We start from the raw sequence: 23,025 nt of genomic DNA on the forward strand, positions 1-23,025 counted from the left end.
TTAATTTTATGTTCATTGTCTTATTGCTTAATTTACTCTAGAAGTTTACCCACTTATTTTTTTGGTTCTAAACCAATAGAGCGTAAGATTTTATCTAACGTCACTGGCCCTACATTTGCTTTCGGCTTCTGATTTTCTTTAGCATCTGAACCCTTTTTCAAGAAGTTTTTCTCGATAAAACGAATATCTGTTTCATCTACAACACCATCTTGATTTATATCTCCATCTTTTACAGATACTTTTCCTTTTCCATACGATAAAGCTGCTATTCTAGCATCTTGAATATCTACCATTTTATCGCCGTTTACATCACCTGCAAGGTTGTCATCCATGTCAGCTCTAAAGTTTTGTCCCATTAATTCTCCATCTTGTATTTTTCCTATTTTGGTTGTTAATTTACTATTTAAATGGCCTGGCATTTCTACGAAAATATCATATTCTTTATCGCTTACAGGAACATTATGAATTTCAAATTGCCCACTATCACTAACCGTTCCTGTATATTTCTTTCCATCCTTGCCAACTGCGTACACTTTTGCTCCTAGTTTTGTGTAATCATTCTTACCTAAATACCCCTCTTCATGCAAGAATGCTTCTGGTCCAATATACCCTGTAACTGTTGAATGTTTCGAAATAATAGAGAAGGATTTATCCTTAAACACAGGAATTTCAATACCTTCTGATGTACCGGCTTTTGTATAAGAGAATTTATCTGCTCCAAATGCAGTTAAATCATTAAAATATTCATCGCTCGTCATTTCGAATGTAACATCTAAAAATGGTGTATCTCCATCTAGTCCTTTAAATTCTTTTCCTTCTAACGATGCACCAACTTTCACCTTGTTTTCCCAGTTTCCTTCTTCATTTATCACCGAATCTTCTAATTTAATATTCAATCCATGTTGTTTTGCATATTCCGCAAGCGCTGGATTTGGTTTCACATCTGTAAATTTAAACAACTGTTTGCTATAAGGAATGTCAAATGCACCTGACATAAGTTGTTTTACATTATTGAGATTTAAAGTTAATGTAATTTTTCCTCCTAATTTTATGTTACCTTTGTCGTAGCTTGGAACAGCGTATTCTGTCCCTTCTTTTACAAAGACGTAATCTTTAAATCCAGTTGCCATATTCCCTGCAGTTGCGAGGTCATATCCAAATAATCTTAAGTTTAACGGCTCATTTATTTCCTCTGGAAGTACTCCAAATTTAAAATCACCATTTGCTTGAATTGTATTCAGCCAACCTGATGGAAAGGCCGAGTTCTGATAATATGCAATTTGATTAGCTTTTTGATCATACTGCAGGCCTTTTGCCTTTAATGCATCCACTGTAGAATCATAAATATTACCATGCACCCATAATGCCCGCTGGCCGTCTTCTTCTTTGAACATGGAATCATTTACTTCATGAATACCAGGTTGTACATCCGTAAATTTCATTTCAGGTATCAAATTATCAATGATAATACTGTCGCCTTTTGTATAAGATTTTCCATCTTTATCGTATCCAACAAAGTCCAATTGGTAATCTCCGTCAGGCAACATAACTCGCTCGTCTCCAATCGGATGATTCGGATCTCCTGTAAATGGGAATACATATCCCCCCATGCCAGTAAACATGTAATATTCGATATTAGGAGTTAATGTACTTGCATTAAGTGTTCCTACAATTCCTAACGCCTTACCTGTTTTTCGATCTTTTACAACCGCGTCAATTGCTTCCAATGGACTGTTTAATTTAAATGCTAACCCTGAGAATGGTGCTTGCATAAACGGATGAAATTTAGATCCATCTGTTGCCATTGCATCTCTATCCAAATCTACAGATTCAATCCCTTTTTCTGTGAATTTAACTGCAAATGGCACTTGATATACTTCTTTTTCATTGTTTTTATTTGAAATATGAATATACCCCTCATATCTACCGAATTCTGCATTTTCTGGGATGATAATTTCAGGGCTAATTTCCCCTGATGCACCAGGAGCCACTTTAATAGAATCTTGTACGTTCAGCTTCACACCATTCTTAGCTGCATCCTGCACACCTACACTTGTTGGTGAAAACTCTACTTCTAATTTGAACTCTTTTTCGTCTGTTTTACTGTTGTTCTTAATTAGGACTTTTCGACTATCTTTAATAGGTTCATTTCCCAATTGATTTTTATAACCGAATGCAATAGAACCTGTTTTTTCTTCAATTTCTACTTCTTCATCATTTACAACATTTGATGTTTTATCGATAACCTCGATAGATGTATCTGCATGAACTGCACGATACGCATCAATTCGGCCTGATCCCACCTCAAATACAGAGCGCGCTTCTTTTAAGTCAACTGCAGTATTCATAAGCGCTTCTTTTACTTCAAACGGACTATAGTTTGGATGTTCTTGCAAAATGAGTGCTGCCACCCCCGCTGTATGAGGAGTTGCCATAGATGTACCTGACATACGTCCATACGCTACCGGATAATTTTCTCCATCCTTTGGATCATTAATATATTCAGGAACAGTTGAGAAAATAGACACACCTGGTGCTACAATATCTGGCTTAATATCATCTGTTTTAGTTGCAGGACCACGGGAGCTGAAATCAGCTAAGTGATCTCCCTCTGTTTTTATATTACTAAGTTCCCCAAACGCTAACGACACATCTCCTTGTACAGCTTTTGCTTGCAATTTCTCACCATCTACTTTTGTTAAGCGGAACGATGGAATAGATGCAGTACTTTCCCCAAGATAACTTGTAATTTCCCCATCTACATTATTGTATACAATTACCGCCTTTGCGCCTGCTTCCTTAGCATTTTTAATTTTTTCATCAAATGTAATCTCACCGCGTTGAATAAGAGCTAACTTCCCTTTAACATCTTTCCCTGTAAAATCATCTGATTTCCCAAGCCCTGCATATACAACCGATAAGGATTGACCTTTCAAATCTTCAATCTTATCAGTAAAGCTTTTTCCAAGTAGCATCATCTTATCCACATGTAAATCACCTGCATTGGCGGAAAACGTTGGGATAGTCATCGCAGCGTCACTTGCTCCAACTGTAATCGGAAGTGCCGCTGCACTAGGTGATCCAAGCGTACCTTCTCCCGGACCACTATTACCTGCTGCTACTACTGTAACAACACCAGCTAACATCGCATTGTTCACTGCCACAGAAGTAGGATATAAAGGATCATTAATAGACGCACCTAATGATAAATTGATAACATCCATATCGTCTTTCACTGCTTTATCAATCGCAGCAAGAATGCCGCTTGTTTGACCACTTCCATATGGTCCTAATACACGATATGAATATAAGTCTACATCTGGAGCGACTCCCGTAACCGCGTAATCAACATTATTCTTTTTGTCTGCAGAGATTGTCCCAGCTACATGAGTACCATGGGATGTATAGTATGCACTTCCATCATAAATTTCAGGATATCCTCCAGAATTTTGCCAATCCTTATACGTTGTCTCCATTGGATCAGCATCATTATTAACAAAATCCCACCCTTTTATTGAGTTCGGATCTATTTTGCTTGGATCTTCACCTTGCTTTGCACGATATCCTTTATATGCATCCTTCAAATCCGGGTGGTTGTAATCAATACCTGTGTCCAGTACACCTACCTTAATTCCTTTACCTGTTATTTTTTCATCATGCAGCTTGTCCACACCAATTTGCGGTACACTATCTGCCATTTTGGGTTCGGCAGCAGTCTTAGCTGTTTCTTTCGGCAAATCAATTTTGACCTCACTATCTTCCCATACGCGCTTAACAATACCAGTGCGAACTAAGTCTTCAATCATATTCGCAGGTAACGAAATCGCTACACCATTAAAAGCATTCTTATATTCTCTTGTTATTTTGGCAGATTTAAAATTCGTCCCTTTATCTTTATTCTTTTGAAGCTGTTCAAACTCTGATTTAAATTCTTTATGAGATGCTTCTACCTTTTGTTCTGCAGTTGAAAGGGCTATTTTTTTCCCCTTAGCTGCTTGTTTTAACATCTCGATTTTGCTAGGTGCTTGCTTAAACTCTACAATCACATTCACATTATCAGGACTTGCTGTATTGATACCTGGTGAAATAACAAAACCCGGTTTTGTATCTAACGTCTTTAAAGCATTACGTTGTTCCTTTGTAAGACCCTTCAATATAGAGCTTGCATCATCAATTCCAGTTAAAGTAGATGTATTTACCTCTTCTGCCAATACGTTATATGGAATTCCTTGAGACAATAGCATACCAACAGTTAGCGTTCCGATAAGTATTTTTCCGAATTTCCCCTTCTTCATAGCGCATCTCCTTATTATTAAAATTATTTTTTCTAAAATAAATCCTCTGATCTCCTATTTAGCATTGGCAATTCTATCAACCTTGAATCTATTTAAAACAATCGAGAATCTCCAACACTACTAATCTTCTTTCTATAAAAGCCCCCATAAATTGTTTCCAACTACAATGATTTACAACATGAATTATTAGTAGCGTTAAGCAATAATTCTATTTTCATTATTTCACATTTTGATTTTTCTGAATATTGAACAAAAGGAGTAATTTTTTTCTAATGATTCTATGCCCAAATAGTACAAAAGAACTACCTTGCCCTTTATTCTTTGTAATATAGAATAAAGAAACACGATAGTTCTTTTAAACATCTCTTATTTAATCCAACGGAACCAATTGATTTCGAACAGCATAAATCACCGCTTGCGATCGACTTTTTACATTTAGTTTTTTAAAAATTTTATTGATGTGAATTTTAACTGTTTTATCACTAATATATAGAGCTTCAGCAATTTCTTTATTACTAAGTCCTTTTACTAATTCAAAAAGAATTTCCTTTTCACGTTCCGTCAGTTCATTTTCATTTGATTCTAATTTCATTTTTTGCTGATGATATGTAATTAATTTTTTAGTCATACGCGGATGAATAACTGAATCGCCTCGATATAACATTCGAATTGCTGCTATTACCTGCTCCGATGATGAATCCTTCAATAAATAACCATCAGCACCAGCCTGAAGTGCATCCATTAAATACTCATCATGTTCATACATTGTAAACACAAGCACTCGGCAATTTGGATAATTTTTTTTTACTAACTCTGTGGCTTCAATCCCATTTTTCCCTGGAAGATTAATATCCATCAAAATACAATCTGGTCTGCATTCTTCTACTTTTCCTAATACTCCGTCCCCAGAGCTAGCTTCTCCAACCACTTTCATATCAGATTCATCCTCTAGTATGCTCCGAATTGCGTCTCGTAAAAAAGCATGATCATCCACTACTAATATTTTAATCATTTTACGCACCCCTTGTTTGTGAATCTGGAATTAATAGTGTAATTTCTGTCCCTTTCCCTACAGAACTATCAATCTGTAAAGTAGCCCCTAATTGTTCAGCTTGTTCATTCATATGTAATATACCATAATGTGGCTCATTCTTCGTTTTAACCATAGACTCAAATAGTGAAAAGCCGACTCCATTATCCTTAACCCTTAAAAGCACGTGCTCACTTTGATAGCTAAGTAAAACATCAGTCTTTTCTGCTTGTGCATGTTTTACAATGTTTTGCAAACTCTCTTGTAATGTATCAAAAATAACTCTTTCTTTTGAAAAGCTGAGTGCACGTGCATGACCTCTTTCATGATATGTAATATCTAGTTCATATTCTTGTTTTAAAGATTTTATTTTACTTGCTATCGCCTGCTTAAGCCCTAATTGTTGTGTCGGATATGGTTTTAAAGCATAAATAGAATAACGAACTTCTCCTAGGCTTCCTCTTAAATCTTTTATACTTTTCTCTACTATTTGCTGCATATCTATTGGTTTATCACGGTATTTTTTCTGCGCGGATTCTAGTTGGTATATCACCCCGGCCAATGTTTGTGCAATACCATCGTGAATTTCGCGTGCGATTCTATTTCTTTCTTCTAAAATCATTCTTTTTTCCTGTTCAGAAATCAATATTCTTGTTTTAACTACGTTAGCTAATTGGTTAGAAAACGTAGCTAACGACTGTACATCTTCCGGAAAAAAACCCGCAGTTCTACTTTTCCCTGCAACAAACATTCCGACTAGTTCATCATTTACAATAAGAGGAAAATATACAAGCGAGCGTATGACGCTATCAAATATTTCATCTCCAGGAGCCGTACCAGTTTTCCAATCATGAAACACAAGATTTTTAGAGATTCCCTCAAACGCCTCGGATGTTTCTGAATGATCAGAAATATCCAGACGAACTTTCCCATCTTTTAATAGAAGATTCCAGTTCCCATCATCTTTTGTCCATATTACATATGCTTGTATGCCAAAAAAGCCTTTAAGCGCTTGTTTAATATGTTTCAAGTTTCCTCCGGTTAGTCCACGACTAATTTCTGTCGTAATAAGAAACAGCTCATATAATCGTTCCTTCTCCATCCTTATCCGTACAGAAAAAGAACTAATAACTGAAATTGCTACAAGTGGAAAAAAGAAAAACAGTACTGTAATCTCGTTTATTTCCACACTATATGTACTAATTAATACATGCATCAGGGCCGCATAAGAGAAACCAAAAGTTTCGCAAAGAAATACCGTTACAGTTTTTTTATACCACTGATAGATTGAATATGGCTGCGGAAGAATTATCATTAACAAATCGTAAAAGCGGTTGTTGAAGAAGCCAAAAAACACGCAAAATAACAACAAAGATATTAAATTTTCATATAGAACTGACATATCTATCTTGTTAATTAATAAAGACATACATTTATTTGAAAACCATTCGGTCAAGATCAAACTAAGCGCATGCTGAGTACTATTAAATAACATTCTTTGTATCGGTGAACGACGATGCAGGTGAATAATTAGCGTTACGAGTACAATAGCAATAATAGTCATATGGATTCCAAACTGCCAACTCATAGCGTAAATTATCGGAAAGGTAAGCGAGCTAGTTCCTCTCCAAAATCGTACAGGAAAATACTCTGCAATCCCCATAAATATTAATAACAATATTAATATCGTTGGATAAGAAGGGATTTTAATATCAAGTAAAGATATGGTTATAGTAATCAAGCCAAGAAAAGAAATAAAATAAAGATAAGAACTAGCAATCTTTTCTCTCATAAAGATAGAATTTACATCCTTCAAAACAACCCCTTCTTTCTTTATAAAACTTCATTTTCTCTATTATCCAACAAAAAACCGGCACTGGCAAAATGGAAAAACCTCCACTAGCCAATCACCGGCTGTGTACTACACCTAAAAAGGCAAGACACAATATTAGTATAAATCGATTCTCATAAATTTCCTATTCATCAAACGATGTAATTATGCATACCGCTAGGCTTATCCTCTATAGTACAAAAGATATATATTAATATCGCTAATCTAATATACGCTTTCTTTCCATCCCCTATATCCTATTTTCTTTAGTATAAAAGATGACGTAACGTAACCTTCAAGCTACTTTTTTCAAATAATCCAAGCATAATTTTCTCACAAACAACAAAAATTAACAGAAACAATTTCAATGTAAAGGAGATGGAAATTATGGCCGAACAGAAAAATTCACAACAAGATAATAAAAAAAAGCATATGTTTCCATCACTTCCGGAAAATATTAATTACATTGAAAATAAGCTCTGTCATTCAGATGATATAAAAAAATTAGATGTCCTTTTCCAAAATGGAAAAGGAACAATTATATATATCGAATCTTTAGCAGACCCAAATTTAATTCATCAATTAGCTCTTGAACCATTATTAACTCGATCGGATCTGTCTTTAGATAAAGCTTTTGCCACATTAAATATGAAAAAAGAAACAAATTTAAATTATGGTGTGCAGCTTTTATTACAAGGTAAATCTTTATATTTTCATGAACACGTCGACAGTTTTTGTATTTTCGAAACAGCTCTATCTTTAAAGAGAGATATAACAGAACCTGATAATGAAGGGATTGTCCGTGGACCGCATACTGGTTTAGTAGAAGATTTAGCAACCAATTTAGCTTCTATTCGTAAACTCATAAAAAGTCCACATGTCGTCGTTAAATATTTCACACTCGGTGAAGAAATGCATACGAAAGTGGCAATTGCTTATATGCAAAACATAGCTAATGACGATCTAGTTACAGAAGTAAAAAGAAGGTTAGAAACGATTAAGACAGATGCACTTATGCCTCCAGGATATATACAAGAATTTATAGAGGATACGTCTTTCTCACCCTTTCCGCAACAATTAAATACAGAGCGTCCAGATAGAGTCGCAGCAAATTTAATGGAAGGACGAGTTGCTATTTTATCTGATGGAGATCCAACTGCACTTATCGTTCCTGTTACGTTATTTGCTTTCTATCAATCACCAGATGATTATAATAACCGCTGGATTGTCGGTTCTTTCATCCGAATGATTCGCTTAGTCAGTTTCTTGATTGCCTTTCTCTTGCCCGCTATATATATCGCAACAGTTGCTTTTCATCCTGATGTGTTGCCGCTCGAACTTGTTTATACGATTAAAGCTTCATTAGAAAAAGTGCCACTTCCTCCTATTTTTGAAGCTCTCTTAATGGAATTAATCTTTGAATTATTACGGGAAGCTGGTATTCGCTTGCCAAGCCGAGTTGGACAAACAATCGGTATTGTAGGTGGTTTAGTAATTGGTGATGCAATTGTAAAAGCCGGTCTCGTTTCTTATACAATGATTATCGTTGTAGCTTTAACTGCAATCTCATCTTTTCTTGTTCCATCAAATGATATGAGTTCCGCAGTTCGGATTCTTCGTTTTCCGTTAATGCTCCTTGCTGCCATATTCGGCTATGTAGGAATATCATTCGGTCTCATTATAACTTTCGTTCATTTATGCCAGTTACATTCATTTCATACCCCCTATCTTTCTCCTGTTGCTCCGATGCGGATAAAAGATATGAAAGACTCTTTTGTACGACTACCAATTTGGTCGTTTTGGGAACGACCACATGATTCAAAACCGAAAAAAATGCAACGACAACATGTAACGAGAGAGGATGAGAACGGTGACAAACACGCAAAGTAAAATTTCACTTGTTCAATTTACCTTTTTCGTTATTCAATGCCAAATCGGAGTTGGTATACTTTCTCTACCAAACCGTCTTCACCCAATAGCGAAAGGTGGCGGATGGATTTCTGCTCTCATCGCTGGTCTTGCAATTCAACTTATTATTTTACTTATGTGGCTTTTCTTAAAACGATTTCCTGATGCAGATATGTATGAAAGTGTTTGTATGCTATTTGGGAATAAGTTTGGAAAACTATTAGGTTTTGCTTATGTTTTTTATTTTACCCTTATCGGTATGACGGTTATGTTAAATGCTTGTAATGTCATTAAAGTTTGGATATTACAAGCAACTCCTTGGTATGCCACCCTCATGCTATTTACAATAGCTTGTTGTTACATAGCTTATAATACGTTCAAAGTCATCGTACGGTTTTACGTCATGGCTTCTATTCTCATTTTACCAATGGCTCTTTTAATTGCCCTAGGGCTTACACGAGCTGATTTTTCTTACATTTTTCCAATTACAGAAGCCGGATGGTGGAATATTATTCAAGCATCAAAAGAAACCATTACAGCTATGTATGGTTTTGAAATTATTCTTATCGCTTTCCCAAAAGTAAACGGGAGTTCTGTGGCAAAACTGAAAGCAATTTCTATCGCTAATGGATTTGTAACTCTTTTTTATACTTTTACTGTTTGGATTTGCTTTATCGTATTTAGTCCAAAACAAGTTGAACTTATTCCAGAGCCAGTTGCTTACTTATTGCGTTCTCTGCATATTGGGATTATAGACCGAACCGATTTACTATTCATCCCAATATGGATGATAACTGTTGTAGCTTCTATTGCTAGTTATTACTGTGCTGCTTCTATAGGAATTGGACATATCTTCAATCTGGCTAATCATAAAAAGGCTGTTCCAATCGTTGGTATTATTGCTTTTAGTGTAGCCCTATTTATAGATACACCTGAAGAATTAAAAGTAATTGCAACTTTTACTGATAAGTTCACGTATATTTTCATAGTTGTCCTCCCTCTTTTATTTCTACTTTATTCAGTAATAAGGAATAAGAAAGGAGAACAGTATGTTCCAAAAAAGAGTTAAATTACTTTTTATATTATGTACTAGTGCATTCCTTTCTGGCTGTTGGGATCAAGAACCATTAAGAGAAGCGAGATTAGCTTATAGCATTGGATATGATATTACGGAAGAAAATAAACTTCAGCAAACGCTTGAACTCGTAAAAAGTTCAAGCGGAGAGCAATCTTCATTCGAGAATGAAATACATTCAGCAAACGGGCATAACATAAGGGATACAAGCGATGCCCTAAAAAAAAATGTGACTGGGAATATTCGCTATTTTAAATATGGTGTTCAATTACTAGGAACCAAAATTCTAAAAAAAGGTATACTCCCCTATTTAGATGTCAGCTTTCGGGACCCAACAAACCCAACTGCTTTAGTAAAACTTATTGCAGTAGATGGTGAAACATCCGAGATACTAGAAAAAAAGAAGGTAGGAAATTTACTAATTGGAGATTTTCTAAAGAAAAAAGTGAAAAGCTTAGAAGATATGAGTGTATTTCCAAAAGAAACTTTAGAAACAGCTGCTACAAAAATGTTAGATCCCGGTAAAGACTTTACCCTCCCTTCTATAAAAATAAAAGGAAAAGAAGTAATTACAAACGGGTTAGCTTTATTTAACAACGATAAATTAACTGGGCATTTACCTTTGAAACAATCTGTTCTATTCGTGTTATTAACCGGAAAAATGGGAACAAGTGCCCGTATAACCCAAAAACTTACTAGCGATGAATCAGAGAAGACATCTGATTATTTAACAATGGAAGTTAGTAATCGAAAGTTAAAGCGAGACTTAAAAATAACAACAGATAGAAAAGGAAATGTATATGCTCACATTAAGCTTCAACTAAAAGTTATAGCCCTTGAGGCTCCAAGAGATAATATTTACAAAATGGAAGAAAGAAAAAAATTAAATGAAAAATTATCTAAACAACTTACAAAAGAAGCAAAACAAATAACGAACAGGTTACAAAAAGCAAATTGTGATGCTTTCGGTATAGGTAGAAATCTTATCGCTTATCATCCAGAGTTATGGAAGAAAAAGAATTGGAATAAAGATTATGCAAAGGTAAAATTTAAACCGGAAGTAGAAGTAAAGATTTTATATAGTGGCGTCTTAAAATAAAAAGGTTGGACGCCCGCCGGCATCCAACCTTTTATTTCATATAACGATATACAATTGACTCATACGGTCTTAAGTTAAGATTGGTAATATCTTTACTTGAATCTTTGTAATTTGATAATAATACTTCTTGTTTCATACCATCTAATTGAACATGAACTGGTACAGAATACGTTATTTCTTCTCCATAGAAGTTATTTATAACAAGTAATACTTCATTATTTACAGTACGTGTATACGCCCAAATGCTAGGATGATTTCCATCTAAAATAGCATATTTCCCTTCTGTAAGGACATCGTATTTTTTTCTAAGTTCAATTAGCTTTTTATAATGATAAAATACAGACTCTCTATCTTCTAATGCCTTCTCTACGTTTATTTCTTTAAAATTTTCAGCCACAGAAATCCAAGGTGTACTTGTTGTAAAACCACTGTTCACCTCTTCATTCCACTGCATCGGAGTACGGGAATTGTCACGAGATTTTTGTTTTAAAATCCCGATAATCTCTTTTTTTGATAATCCTTCTTCTAGCTTTATATCATATATATTTAACGATTCTACATCACGATATTGCTCGATGGACTCGAATTTAGGATTCGTCATACCGATTTCTTCACCTTGGTAAATGTAAGGCGTTCCTTGCAACATATGCATAGCTGTCGCTAACATTTTCGCAGATTCATTTCGGTACTTCTCATCATCACCAAACCGTGAAACGATACGAGGCTGGTCATGATTACACCAGAATAACGCATTCCATCCTCCGCCCTTTTGCATTTCAATTTGCCAATTAGACATAATTTCTTTTAATTTAATGAAATCAAAATCAGCTTTCGTCCACTTATCACCATTCGGATAATCTACTTTTAAATGATGGAAACTAAACGTCATGCTTAGTTCATTGCGCTCAGGATTCGAATATTTAATACAATTATCAATTGTCGTAGATGACATTTCTCCAACTGTAATTACATCTTTCCCTTCAAAAACATTTTGGCTCATCTCTTGTAAATATTCATGGACGCGTGGACCATCTGTGTAATATTTACGCCCATCACTTGTAGCAGTGGTGCCTTCATCACTTAAAAATCTTTGATCTTTTGAAATTAAGTTAATAACATCAAGGCGGAATCCTTTTACACCTTTCTCCAACCAAAAGCGCATCATATCGTACACTTCTTCACGAAGCTTTTCATTTTCCCAGTTTAAATCAGCTTGCGTCTCATCAAATAGATGTAAAAAATATTGCCCTGTTTTCTCATCATATTTCCAAGCAGATCCTCCAAATTTAGACTGCCAATTATTCTTTTCATCACGCCAAATATAATAATTTCGATACGGACTATTCTTATCTTCTTTTGCTTCTTTAAACCACTTATGCTCCGTTGAACTATGATTTACAACGATATCAAGCATGATTTCAATGTCACGTACTTTCGCTTCTTTTAAAAGCTCTTCAAACTCTTCCATCGTCCCGTAAGATGGATCAATGCTGTAATAATCACTTACATCGTATCCATTGTCATTTTGTGGTGATCGGTATATCGGTGTTAACCAAATATAATCCACTCCAAGTTCCTTTAAATAATCTAATTTCTCTGTAACTCCCTTTATATCACCGGTTTCTTTATTATAGTAACTATTAAAGCTCTTCGGATAAATTTGATAGACTACACTTTTATGCCAATCTTTCATGCTTAATTTCCTCCTACTTCTGTTTTACTCGTTTCGCAAATAACCATGTTAATGTAAATGGAATTACTACTGCGATTATCATCCCTACAATAAACATTGGAATCGATTTCGGAATGATAGAAATAAATGCTGGCAATCCGCCAATTCCGATTGCTGGTGCTAATACACCATTTAATGTAATAAATATCGCTGCTATAGCAGACCCAATAATCGCTGCATAGAACGGGAATTTATTTCTTAAATTCACACCGAACATCGCTGGCTCTGTAATACCGAAGTACGCTGAGATTGCTGATGTTGATGCCATACTTTTATCATTTTGATTTTTAGAAATCCAGAACATCGCTAGTGCCGCACTACCTTGTGCAATGTTAGAAAGAGCAATCATCGGCCAAATAAATGTACCGCCGTGCTGTGCAATTAGCTGTAAATCAATTGCAATAAACATATGATGCATTCCTGTAATTACGAGCGGTGCATATAATGCTCCAAATAATACTGCTCCAAGTACTGGTACCGTTTCATATACGCCAACTAATCCAGCCGTTAATAAATCGCCAATATGACGTGTAACTGGACCGATAATTCCTAACGCTAACACACCCGTTACAACGATTGTTGTAATTGGTACAACTAATAATTGAATTGCGTTTGGCACATGTTTCTTTAAGAAGATTTCAACTTTACTTAATACGAATGCTGCTACTAAAATGGGTAAAATTTGACCTTGATACCCTACCTTTTCAATTTGGAATAGCCCTAAAATATCGAAGTACTCAATCTTTTGTCCCTCTAAACCAGTCGCTGCTTTTCCATAATCCCACGCGTTTAATAAGGCCGGATGCACAAGCATTAATCCCATAACAATCCCTAGTATTGGACTACCACCAAAGCGCTTCGTTGCTGACCAACCAACAAGTGCCGGTAAGAATACGAATGCTGTATTGGCCATCATATTAATTAAATCCCAAAGCCCACCTAAGTTCGGATATACTTCTAATAAATTTTTCCCATCAAAAAATAAGTCCTTTGCCCCTAACAGGTTATTAATCCCCATTAGTAAACCTGCCGTAATAATTGCTGGCAAAATCGGCATAAATACATCTGAAAATACTTTTACAAACTTTTGAACTGGATTTAATTTTTTATCCCCTGAACCTTTTACGTCAGCTACTGTCGATTCTTCCATACCTGCAAGCGTTATCAATTCAGCGTATACTCGATCGACATCACCTGGACCAATTACAATTTGAAATACCCCAGCGTTATGAAACGCTCCCTTTACTAATGAAACAGACTGTAATTTATCATTATCTATTTTATTTTCATCTTTTAAAGCGATACGTAGCCTCGTTACACAGTGCGCAGCTTGTTCAATATTGTCTTTCCCACCAATATACTGCAACACTTCTTTTGCTGTTTTACGATAGTCTTTCCCCATATTCCCGTCCCTCTTTTCTTTTTTTGATACCGTTTACACTTACATATTAACTCGTATATATAAGTTAGTCAACACTCGTATATATAAGTTGATGATTTTTTATAAAGTGAAACTTTAATCAGTGGGGGTTTTGTTCATCCCCCACTGATTATTAGCCTTCACCAATCGGGCGTGGCAATTGATCTCCCACCTAACTTCTTTGCTCCAGCTGAATTTTGAGGTGGGAGTTTTACTGTCCACAAATAGCGGGATAAATAAAGAGATGGAACGATTATTTCGCTCCATCTCTTTATTTTCTTCGCGCCACATCCGAAAAGTGAAAAATATCTAAACGGTGACGTGATTCCGTATATTCGAACTGACTCCCATCGTATAAATGAGTAAAGTTTTTTACAACGACAACATAGTCTGTTCCATTTAAATCCAAATACTTTCGGTCATCCTCTGTACATGGTTGCACTTCAATTACCCGCTGTGAATAGCTAATATGTAGCCCTAATTCTTTCTCAATGTATTTATAAATCGATGCAGTTGCAATTTCTCTCGTTAATCCTGGAATATATTCCGATACAAAATGGTTTATATCTAAAATTACTTTTTCTCCATCAATATTTCGTACACGTTTAATATGATTTATTTCCGTTTTTTCTTTCACGTTTAATAGCTTTGCTATATCTTGTGTCGCTTTCATTTTCTCTATTTCCACGACTTCTGTAATACAATGACGTCCTAAACGTTCATTTTCTTCTTGAAAACTTACAATACCACCAAAGTTAAATTCAATGTTTTTGCGCTTTAATACAAAAACACCTTTTCCGTGTATTTTTTGAACATATCCACGCTCTTGCAATAAATCTACAGCTTTTCTTACAGTACCCCTACTTGCCTCATACTGCTTCATTAATTCCGTTTCTGATGGGATTTTACATCCTTCTTTTAATTGTTTATTATCAATAGACTTGCTGATTTCTGTATAAATTTGTTCATACTTACTCATCATCTACAATAGCCCCTTGTCACCTTCTAGTTCTATATATATTATACCACGCTATACTCTTCTGCCAATCTCTCACTTATTTTCCAGTACAAGAAAACTATAGGTAAATATTTAGTCTCTAAAACGTATTTTTATAAATTTTTCTTTTCATTCAAAAAAACATGTAGTATACTAACTTCAAAATCAGAGGAGAAAGGGAGCAAGGAACTATGCTTACTTATACAACTGTAGTTACATTTGCACAAAAACATCATCATCATACTTAACCCTTGAAACCTAGCGGAAAAATTACGCGTAGGTACAAGGGTTATTCCCGTTGTACCTACGCTTTGGCAAAGAGCCATGTAGGTATTTTTTATCTACATGGCTCTTTTTTTATTGCCAAAAATGCTAGTAAAAAATGATGTTTAAGCAAAACTTACTACAAAGGAGTTAACAAAAATGGAAACGAAAAAATGGGGATTATGGATTTTAACAGCTTTTGTTATCGGGAATATGGTTGGCGGTGGCGTATTTATGCTCCCAGCAAATTTAGCACACGTATCAGGTCCAATGGGATCTACACTGGCATGGAGTATTACAGGACTTGGTGTATTTATGATTGCACTCGTATTTGGAAATTTAGCAATTCGTAAACCAGAATTAAAAGCAGGACCACAAAGTTACGCCCAAGCAATGTTTACTTCTCAAAAGACAGGTAAAGTTGCAGGATATAGTATGGCTTGGGGATACTGGGCTGCTAACTGGGCTGCTACAGCATCTGTAATTATTTCCTTTGCAGGATATTTATCAACATTCTTCCCAGTTTTACAAAGTAAGCAAATTCTCTTTTCAACAAACGGATTTTCATTAGAACTTGGAAAAGCTTTAACCTTCATAGTATGTAGTATGATGCTATGGGGAATTCAATATATTCTTTCTCAAAATATTGATAGAGCCGGAAATATGAACCTTCTGGCAACAATCGCTAAAATCATCGGATTTACAATGTTTATTGTAATCACATTATTCATTTTCAATGCCTCTAATTTCGGGGACGGTCAAACATTTATGAATGAAGCTGGACAACCTATTTCGTTGGGTGGACAAATAAATTCCGCTGCTATTGCAACACTTTGGGCGTTTATCGGTATTGAGTCAGCAGTTATGCTCTCTAACCGTGCAAAATCTCAGCACGATGTTAAGAAAGCTACGATTTTCGGATTAATCATCGCTCTTCTTATTTACATGGCAATTACTTTACTAACAATGGGCGCTCTTCCACAAGACGCTTTAAAAGAGTCTCAAAAACCATTAGTAGATGCATTAAATTTAGCAATTGGTACTAAAGGTGCTTATATAATGGCCTTACTTGCACTCGTATCTTTATTCGGCTCTACTGTAGGATGGATCGTTGTTAGCTCAGAAGTACCTTACCAGGCTGCTAAAAATGGCCTTTTCCCTAAGTTTTTCAGTAAAACAAATAAAAAAGGTAGTCCTTCAAAATCATTATTTATTACAAATGTGATGACGCAAATTTTCTTATTCTCAACGATTTCTGGTACTGTTTCAGAAGCATATAATTTCGCTATTGTTGTAGCGACATTAGCATATTTAATCCCGTACCTTGTTTCTACCTTGTATCAGTTAAAATTAGTTATTACGGGGGAAACGTATGATATAATGCCGGGATCTCGAATAAAAGATGGAATCATTACTGCATTAGCATTTTTATATTCCATATGGGTTATTAAAACGGGAACTGCTGATTTAAAAACATTCTTCTTAGGCATTGGTTTGTTTGTATTAGGTCTTATTCTTTATCCAGTTTTAATGAAAGATTCACAAAAAAAACAATAAAAAAGAGAAGCTTTTCGCTTCTCTTTTTTTATTAAAAATCAGTTAATAACTTTTCTTTTAGTTCCCCTATATCTAACGGTTTCGCATAATAAAAACCTTGTACAAAGTCGCAACTCATTGATTTTAATAAACTTTCTTGTTCTACCGTTTCTACCCCTTCAGCAACCACTAATAAATTTAAACTATGGGCGATTTCAATAACCGATTTTACAATCGTTCGCTCTGGTTGTGCATGATCATAATGAAACTCACGAATAAAATTACGATCAATTTTCACAATATCAAGTGGTAGTTGTTTTAAATAATATAATGAGGAATACCCTGTTCCGAAATCGTCTAAAGCGATTAAAATTCCCATACTTCTCAATTCTTGTAATGTAGCAATAATATAATCAAAATGGCGTACAGCTATACTTTCTGTTATTTCTAATATTAAACGATTTGGCGGAAACCCTGTTCGCTTCAATATACTACGAACAGATAAAATAAATCGCTTTTGCATCAATTGTTGTATTGATAAATTAACAGATAACTTCAGTCCCTCTTGATAATCTGGTAAAGTTTTAAACAGTCGACATGACTTTTCTAGTACCCAGTCTCCTAGTTTTATAATAAGTCCACACTCTTCAGCTACAGGGATAAATTCACTTGGTGAAATAGGACCTTCTTCTGTCTTACAGCGTACTAAAGCCTCAATACCAGTACATTTCTTTGTTTTCAAATCAATAATGGGTTGTAATGCCACTTTTAATTCTTCGTCACGAATCGCTTTTTGCAAAGCAAATTCTATTTTCATTCTACGGTTTATTTTCGCACGTAATTCATCTGTAAAGAAGCACGCCGCATTTCTTCCTTGCTCTTTCGCACTATACATGGCTAAATCCGAATTTTTCAATAACGTTTCAACGTCTTTTCCATCTTGCGGATAGGAACAAAGTCCTAGACTAGCTGAAATATATACTTCATGACCTTCAAGCATAAATGGCGCTTGAAAGCATGATAACACGGATGTCGCTAACTGCCTCATCTCATCATGTGTATGAGTTTTTGTTAACAGCACAAATTCGTCGCCACCAAGCCTAGCCAGAACATCTTTCTCTCCTAGCACATAATGCAACCGTGAAGCAACTTCGCTTAAAAGTAAATCTCCTATCATATGACCTAACGTATCATTCACTAATTTAAAACGATCTAAATCAAAGTAAATCATGCCAAACTCTATTTTCTCTGCAATCATCTTATTTACAGTCGTAATTAACTGTAAACGGTTCGGTAAACTTGTTAACGCATCATGATAAGCAAGTTCCCTATAACGACTTTCGCTTAATCGTAATCTTTGTTCTGCTTCTTTCCTACTACTTATATCATTTCGAATTGCAATAAATTGATAAGGTTCTCCCTTTTCATTTAAAAATGGAACAATTGTTGTTTTAACCCAATAATACGTACCATCTTTTGCTTGATTTCGAATTTCCCCTGTCCAGACTTTTCCACTCAAAATACGCTTCCATAGGATTTGAAAAAATGCTTTCGGATGATATCCGGAATTTAAAATACGGTGATCTTTTCCTATTAACTCTTCTCTTTTATATTTTGAGATTTTACAAAATTTATCATTCACATATGTAATAAGACCATTTCGGTCTGTAATAGCAACAATTGAAGACTCATCTAATGCTAATTTTAAATCTTGCAATGAAGAGTCATATAATGCATGACCTCTTTGTTCTAGCATGCGCACCTCTCCTTGCTTCCTATCTGACTAAAACACAACTCGTTTCTCTTCATAGAAATAGAGATATTTCATTTTCTAACAATACGCCTTTACATAAAATGAAACTTTAATCAGTGGGGGGGTTGTCCATCCCCCACTGATTATTAGCCTTCACCAATCGGGCTTTTATCTCCCACCTAACTTCCTCACATTCACCGAATTTTGAGGTGGGAGTCTTACTGCCCGTTAATGCGGGATAAATCACAATTTTTTTCTAAATAGGCCGATTAAAATAACATAATATTATTTATAAAAAAAAGCAATATGGTGCTGTTTTAATTATAGTAGAAGCTTCTCATCTCTCTACTTATCTAAGCTTATTATACAGTATTCTCTTACATTCTTTGAATTTGTAAAGTGACAATTTCATCACTATTAGCCTCTGCTCCCTACTAATACGACCTCACACCTAACCTCTTTTATTTCATTAAATGTTAAGATGTAAATCTAACTGCCGATACATAATGAAATAGAGATTAATATACAAAATGCAACGATTCACGAATAATAATATAAAGTGAAACTTTAATCAGTGGGGGGTTTGTTCATCCCAACTGATCACCAATCGGGCTTTTACGGGTAGCAGGGCTTCCACCTAACTTCTTTGTTCCAGCTGAATTTTGAGGTGGGGGTTTTACTGCCCACAAATAGCGGGATAAAGCCAAAATTTGCATTTAACATATTGAATTATAATAATAAAATATTAACATATTTTCACCTTGTTTTTGGAAATATTTTATAAATAAATTATTAAACTAAAAAAGAGGATATCCTCTTTTTTAGTTTAATACTGATATGGTATTTGCTGATAACCCGGGTATGGCATTGGATATGGTGCTGGGTATGTTACTGGGTACGGTGCTGGATAGTAGCCTCCACCTGCCGCACCCGTTAATGCGCCAGCTGTAAGCCCACCTAACATGCCTCCAGCAAAACTTCCTGGGAAAAATCCTCCGCCCCACGAGCCGCCACCCCAGCCCCATCCACCACCGTGATGATGATGATCATAATGATTGTGTCCTCCATGGTGATTATGCCCTCCATGGTGATTATGCCCTCCCCCACCATGATGATTACGATAATATCCTCCGTGATTTAGCATATAGTTCATTTCTCTTCCTCTCCTTTTCAATTTCCCTACTTTAATATGTGTTGTATGAATAGTAAGGATACTGTTAATAATCCGTATAGTATGGATAGCAATATCCGCCATAACCAAACGCAGGACTAAGTAAAGCCCCTTCCAGGAAAGAATCCTCCTCCTAAAAATGGAGAATGTACAAACCCACCAAATGGAAGATCGTACATTTTATTCATCCCCTTTTCTATATAAAAATGTAATAATATACTGTATGTAGGACAAATGCGGAAAGCATGGGGAAAATGTCTATATTTTGTAAAAAAAACAAAACACTTTATAATAAGAATGTCAGATTACACCTTTTATATAAGAAGTCTATATTTAAGAAAGATTTGAGGAATTTTATAGAAATGAAGAAACCTATCGTTCAATTATTATTAATATTTACAATCGTATCTATCGTTCTTTTCCTATTAAATACATCGGTTATTTCGTTATATACGTTTGTTGGTGCTCTATGGTCCATCACAATCGTAGGAATTTCATTCGTTATTTTTATCGAAAATAGATCACCCCAAAGTACCTTAGCGTGGTTTTTAGTATTAGCACTTCTTCCTGTTGTAGGTGTACTTTTATACTCTATTTTCGGGCGTAGCCGTTGGAGAAGAAAAAAACATCTTCATCGTTCAGAAGAACAAAGAAAGTTATTCCGCGAAATATTAGAAGGAAGACGACTAGAATTATCACTCACAGTCCCATTACATGAACGTTCTATACATTTAACAGAAGTCCTACAAAAATTCGGAGGCGGGCCTGCCGCAGATAGAACGACAACAAAACTTTTAACAAACGGTGATCAAACCTTTTCAGAAATTTTGAACGCAATCGAGAATGCAAAACATCACATACATATTCAATACTATATTTATAAATCTGATGAGATTGGTACAAAAGTACGAGATGCTTTAATACAAAAAGCAAAAGATGGTGTTATTGTACGCTTCCTTTATGATGGACTCGGAAGTAATACGTTAAGACGACGATTTTTACAACCTATGAAAAAAGCTGGAATTGAAATTGTCGAATTTGACCCTATTTTTTCAGCTTGGTTACTCGAGACAGTTAATTATCGTAATCACCGTAAAATCGTCATTGTAGATGGAGAAATTGGTTTTACCGGAGGGCTCAACGTCGGTGATGAATATCTTGGTCGCTCAAAAAAATTCCCTGTTTGGCGTGATAGTCATTTAAAAATAGAAGGAAAAGCATTGTATAAATTACAAGCCATCTTTCTAGAAGATTGGCTTTATGCGTCTAGTGGATTAAATACTTATTCTTGGGATCAATTTATGAATAGACACTACTTCCCAGGAAAAGAAATTCCGGATGCAGAAGGTGCGGTGCAAATTGTAGCAAGTGGACCAAGCTCAGATGATAAAAGTATTCGTAATACATTACTAGCTGTTATGGGCTCAGCCAAAAAATCTATTTGGATCGCTACACCATACTTTATTCCGGATCAAGAAACTTTAACATTATTACGCTTAAGTGCAATATCTGGCATAGATGTACGCATTTTATATCCTGGTAAGAGTGATAGTATTATTAGCGATCAAGCATCTCAATCCTACTTCACTCCACTTTTAAAAGCTGGTGCTTCTATTTACAGTTATAAAGATGGATTTATGCACGCAAAGATTGTACTCGTTGACGATAAAATTGCAACAATCGGAACAGCAAATATGGATGTACGTAGCTTTGAATTGAATTATGAAATTATTAGCGTACTATATGAATCAGAAACCGTTCATGATATTAAACGCGATTTTGAAGAAGACTTTAAACACTCCACTGAAATTAAATGGAACTCGTTCCAAAAAAGAAGTATCAAAAAACGAATATTAGAGTCCTTTATGCGACTCATTTCTCCTTTACTATAAGCAATCAATGTGATATTGATTGCTTTTTCTTTTATATTTCCCCCTTCTCCTTTTCTTTGCATACCATATTAAAACAAGTTATCATAAGATGTATTACTTTATGAAAATAATGTTAGGTGGGAAATACATGTTAGAACAATTTCATATACATTCTGATTTAAAACAGCAGCTTTCTACAATTCATGAAAAGAATAAACAAGAAGCTGGTGAAAATGCACATTTAATTGGCAAGAAAATATATAAAGCATCTGATAATAGCATTATTGAAGATGCCATTACAGCACTTTTACTTGGTAAAAACATTCTATTAAAAGGGCCAACTGGTAGTGGTAAAACAGTACTAGCGGAAACTCTTTCTTCTTTATTCCAAAAACCAATGCATAGCATTAACTGTTCTGTCGACTTAGATGTAGAAGGTATTTTAGGATACAACACATTACAAGCAAAAGACGGCGCATCTGAAGTTACGTTCGTTAACGGTCCTCTTATGAAGGCAATGAAAAACGGTCATTTCCTTTATATTGATGAAATCAATATGGCAAAACCTGAAACGTTACCACTTCTTCATGGTGCGTTAGATTACCGTAAAATGATTACAAACCCATTTACACAAGAAGTTGTATACGGTGATGACGAATATCGCGTAATTGCTGCGATTAACGAAGGTTATGTTGGGACAAGTGAACTAAACGAAGCGTTAAAAAACCGTTTCGTTATTATTGAAGTTCCTTACATTCAAGGTGATACATTAAAAGAACTATTACTATCTGAATCAAAATTAAATGATGTTGCAACAATTGAAAAGTTCGTTGCATTCGCAAGCGATCTTATGCCTTTAGCTCGTGATGGGCGCGTAAGTGAAGAAGCAGCTAGTATTCGTGGCATTATCGATGCATGTGATTTAGGTGTATATATTCCTGTTATGCGTGCAATTGAACGTAGTATTATCGCAAAATTAAACGATGAAACAGAACAAATGACTGTCCGTGAATTAGCAGAAAGTTATTTCTTTGAGGGATAAT

General features: G+C 35.1%; 14 protein-coding genes. 6 read left to right on the forward strand and 8 right to left on the reverse strand.

Annotation, left to right across the window (positions count from 1 at the left end; genetic code table 11):
* Positions 1-53: 53 nt before the first annotated feature.
* From NSS74_RS20590 to NSS74_RS20600, 3 genes are all read right to left on the reverse strand, one after another.
* Complete coding sequence (locus NSS74_RS20590; protein ID WP_340814188.1) at positions 54-4,295, reverse strand: S8 family serine peptidase; 4,242 nt, start codon at positions 4,293-4,295, stop codon at positions 54-56.
* 370 nt (positions 4,296-4,665) lie between these two features.
* Positions 4,666-5,307, reverse strand: coding sequence for a response regulator (locus tag NSS74_RS20595; RefSeq protein WP_002035350.1), 642 nt, complete (start codon positions 5,305-5,307; stop codon positions 4,666-4,668).
* Between the two features lies 1 nt (position 5,308).
* Positions 5,309-7,141 carry a GAF domain-containing sensor histidine kinase gene (locus NSS74_RS20600; protein WP_340814190.1) on the reverse strand — a complete coding sequence of 611 codons (1,833 nt, stop codon included), beginning with the start codon at positions 7,139-7,141 and terminating at the stop codon, positions 5,309-5,311.
* A 402-nt stretch (positions 7,142-7,543) separates the two neighbouring features.
* On the opposite strand from NSS74_RS20600, the gene gerKA reads away from it, so the two are divergent.
* Genes gerKA through gerKC form a run of 3 tightly spaced genes read left to right on the forward strand, consistent with a single transcriptional unit; the run spans position 7,544 to position 11,238 of the window.
* The gene (gene gerKA / locus NSS74_RS20605; protein WP_002140357.1) at positions 7,544-9,046 is read left to right on the forward strand and encodes a spore germination protein GerKA; all 1,503 of its coding nucleotides are present in this window, start codon (positions 7,544-7,546) and stop codon (positions 9,044-9,046) included.
* Positions 9,027-10,133, forward strand: a complete 1,107-nt coding sequence (locus tag NSS74_RS20610) for a GerAB/ArcD/ProY family transporter (RefSeq protein ID WP_000185782.1) — start codon at positions 9,027-9,029, stop codon at positions 10,131-10,133. Before gerKA ends, NSS74_RS20610 begins: the two co-directional genes overlap by 20 nt.
* Positions 10,114-11,238: a spore germination protein GerKC gene (gene gerKC / locus NSS74_RS20615; RefSeq protein WP_002125191.1), complete on the forward strand. Its 1,125-nt coding sequence runs from the start codon at positions 10,114-10,116 to the stop codon at positions 11,236-11,238. The genes NSS74_RS20610 and gerKC overlap by 20 nt, the downstream gene beginning before the upstream one ends.
* Positions 11,239-11,269: 31 nt before the next feature.
* Here gerKC and treC read toward each other — a convergent pair whose 3' ends face one another.
* The 3 genes from treC to treR all read right to left on the reverse strand — a co-directional run bounded on the left by treC (position 11,270) and on the right by treR (position 15,372).
* A complete protein-coding gene (gene treC / locus NSS74_RS20620; protein WP_002188285.1) occupies positions 11,270-12,931 on the reverse strand; it encodes an alpha,alpha-phosphotrehalase in 1,662 nt (553 codons plus the stop codon).
* A 13-nt stretch (positions 12,932-12,944) separates the two neighbouring features.
* The gene (treP, locus tag NSS74_RS20625; RefSeq protein WP_002010521.1) at positions 12,945-14,372 is read right to left on the reverse strand and encodes a PTS system trehalose-specific EIIBC component; all 1,428 of its coding nucleotides are present in this window, start codon (positions 14,370-14,372) and stop codon (positions 12,945-12,947) included.
* 289 nt (positions 14,373-14,661) lie between these two features.
* Entirely contained in the window at positions 14,662-15,372 is a 711-nt protein-coding gene (treR, locus tag NSS74_RS20630) for a trehalose operon repressor (protein ID WP_002029746.1), read from the reverse strand.
* 438 nt (positions 15,373-15,810) lie between these two features.
* Here treR and NSS74_RS20635 point away from each other — a divergent pair, with 438 nt between their 5' ends.
* On the forward strand, positions 15,811-17,208 hold the full coding sequence (locus tag NSS74_RS20635) for an amino acid permease (RefSeq protein WP_002010500.1): 1,398 nt from the start codon (positions 15,811-15,813) through the stop codon (positions 17,206-17,208).
* A 31-nt stretch (positions 17,209-17,239) separates the two neighbouring features.
* Here NSS74_RS20635 and NSS74_RS20640 read toward each other — a convergent pair whose 3' ends face one another.
* Entirely contained in the window at positions 17,240-18,943 is a 1,704-nt protein-coding gene (locus NSS74_RS20640) for a putative bifunctional diguanylate cyclase/phosphodiesterase (RefSeq protein WP_002010499.1), read from the reverse strand.
* Between the two features lie 823 nt (positions 18,944-19,766).
* The gene (locus NSS74_RS20645) at positions 19,767-20,093 is read right to left on the reverse strand and encodes a hypothetical protein (RefSeq protein WP_012260301.1); all 327 of its coding nucleotides are present in this window, start codon (positions 20,091-20,093) and stop codon (positions 19,767-19,769) included.
* Between the two features lie 380 nt (positions 20,094-20,473).
* Here NSS74_RS20645 and NSS74_RS20650 point away from each other — a divergent pair, with 380 nt between their 5' ends.
* Both NSS74_RS20650 and NSS74_RS20655 read left to right on the forward strand, forming a co-directional pair.
* The gene (locus tag NSS74_RS20650) at positions 20,474-22,003 is read left to right on the forward strand and encodes a cardiolipin synthase (RefSeq protein ID WP_002169170.1); all 1,530 of its coding nucleotides are present in this window, start codon (positions 20,474-20,476) and stop codon (positions 22,001-22,003) included.
* A gap of 127 nt (positions 22,004-22,130) precedes the next feature.
* Positions 22,131-23,024 carry an ATP-binding protein gene (locus NSS74_RS20655; RefSeq protein WP_012260300.1) on the forward strand — a complete coding sequence of 298 codons (894 nt, stop codon included), beginning with the start codon at positions 22,131-22,133 and terminating at the stop codon, positions 23,022-23,024.
* Position 23,025: the final 1 nt, after the last annotated feature.

Source organism: Bacillus sp. FSL E2-8868 (assembly GCF_038005505.1).
Classification (GTDB): Bacteria; Bacillota; Bacilli; order Bacillales; family Bacillaceae_G; genus Bacillus_A; species Bacillus_A mycoides.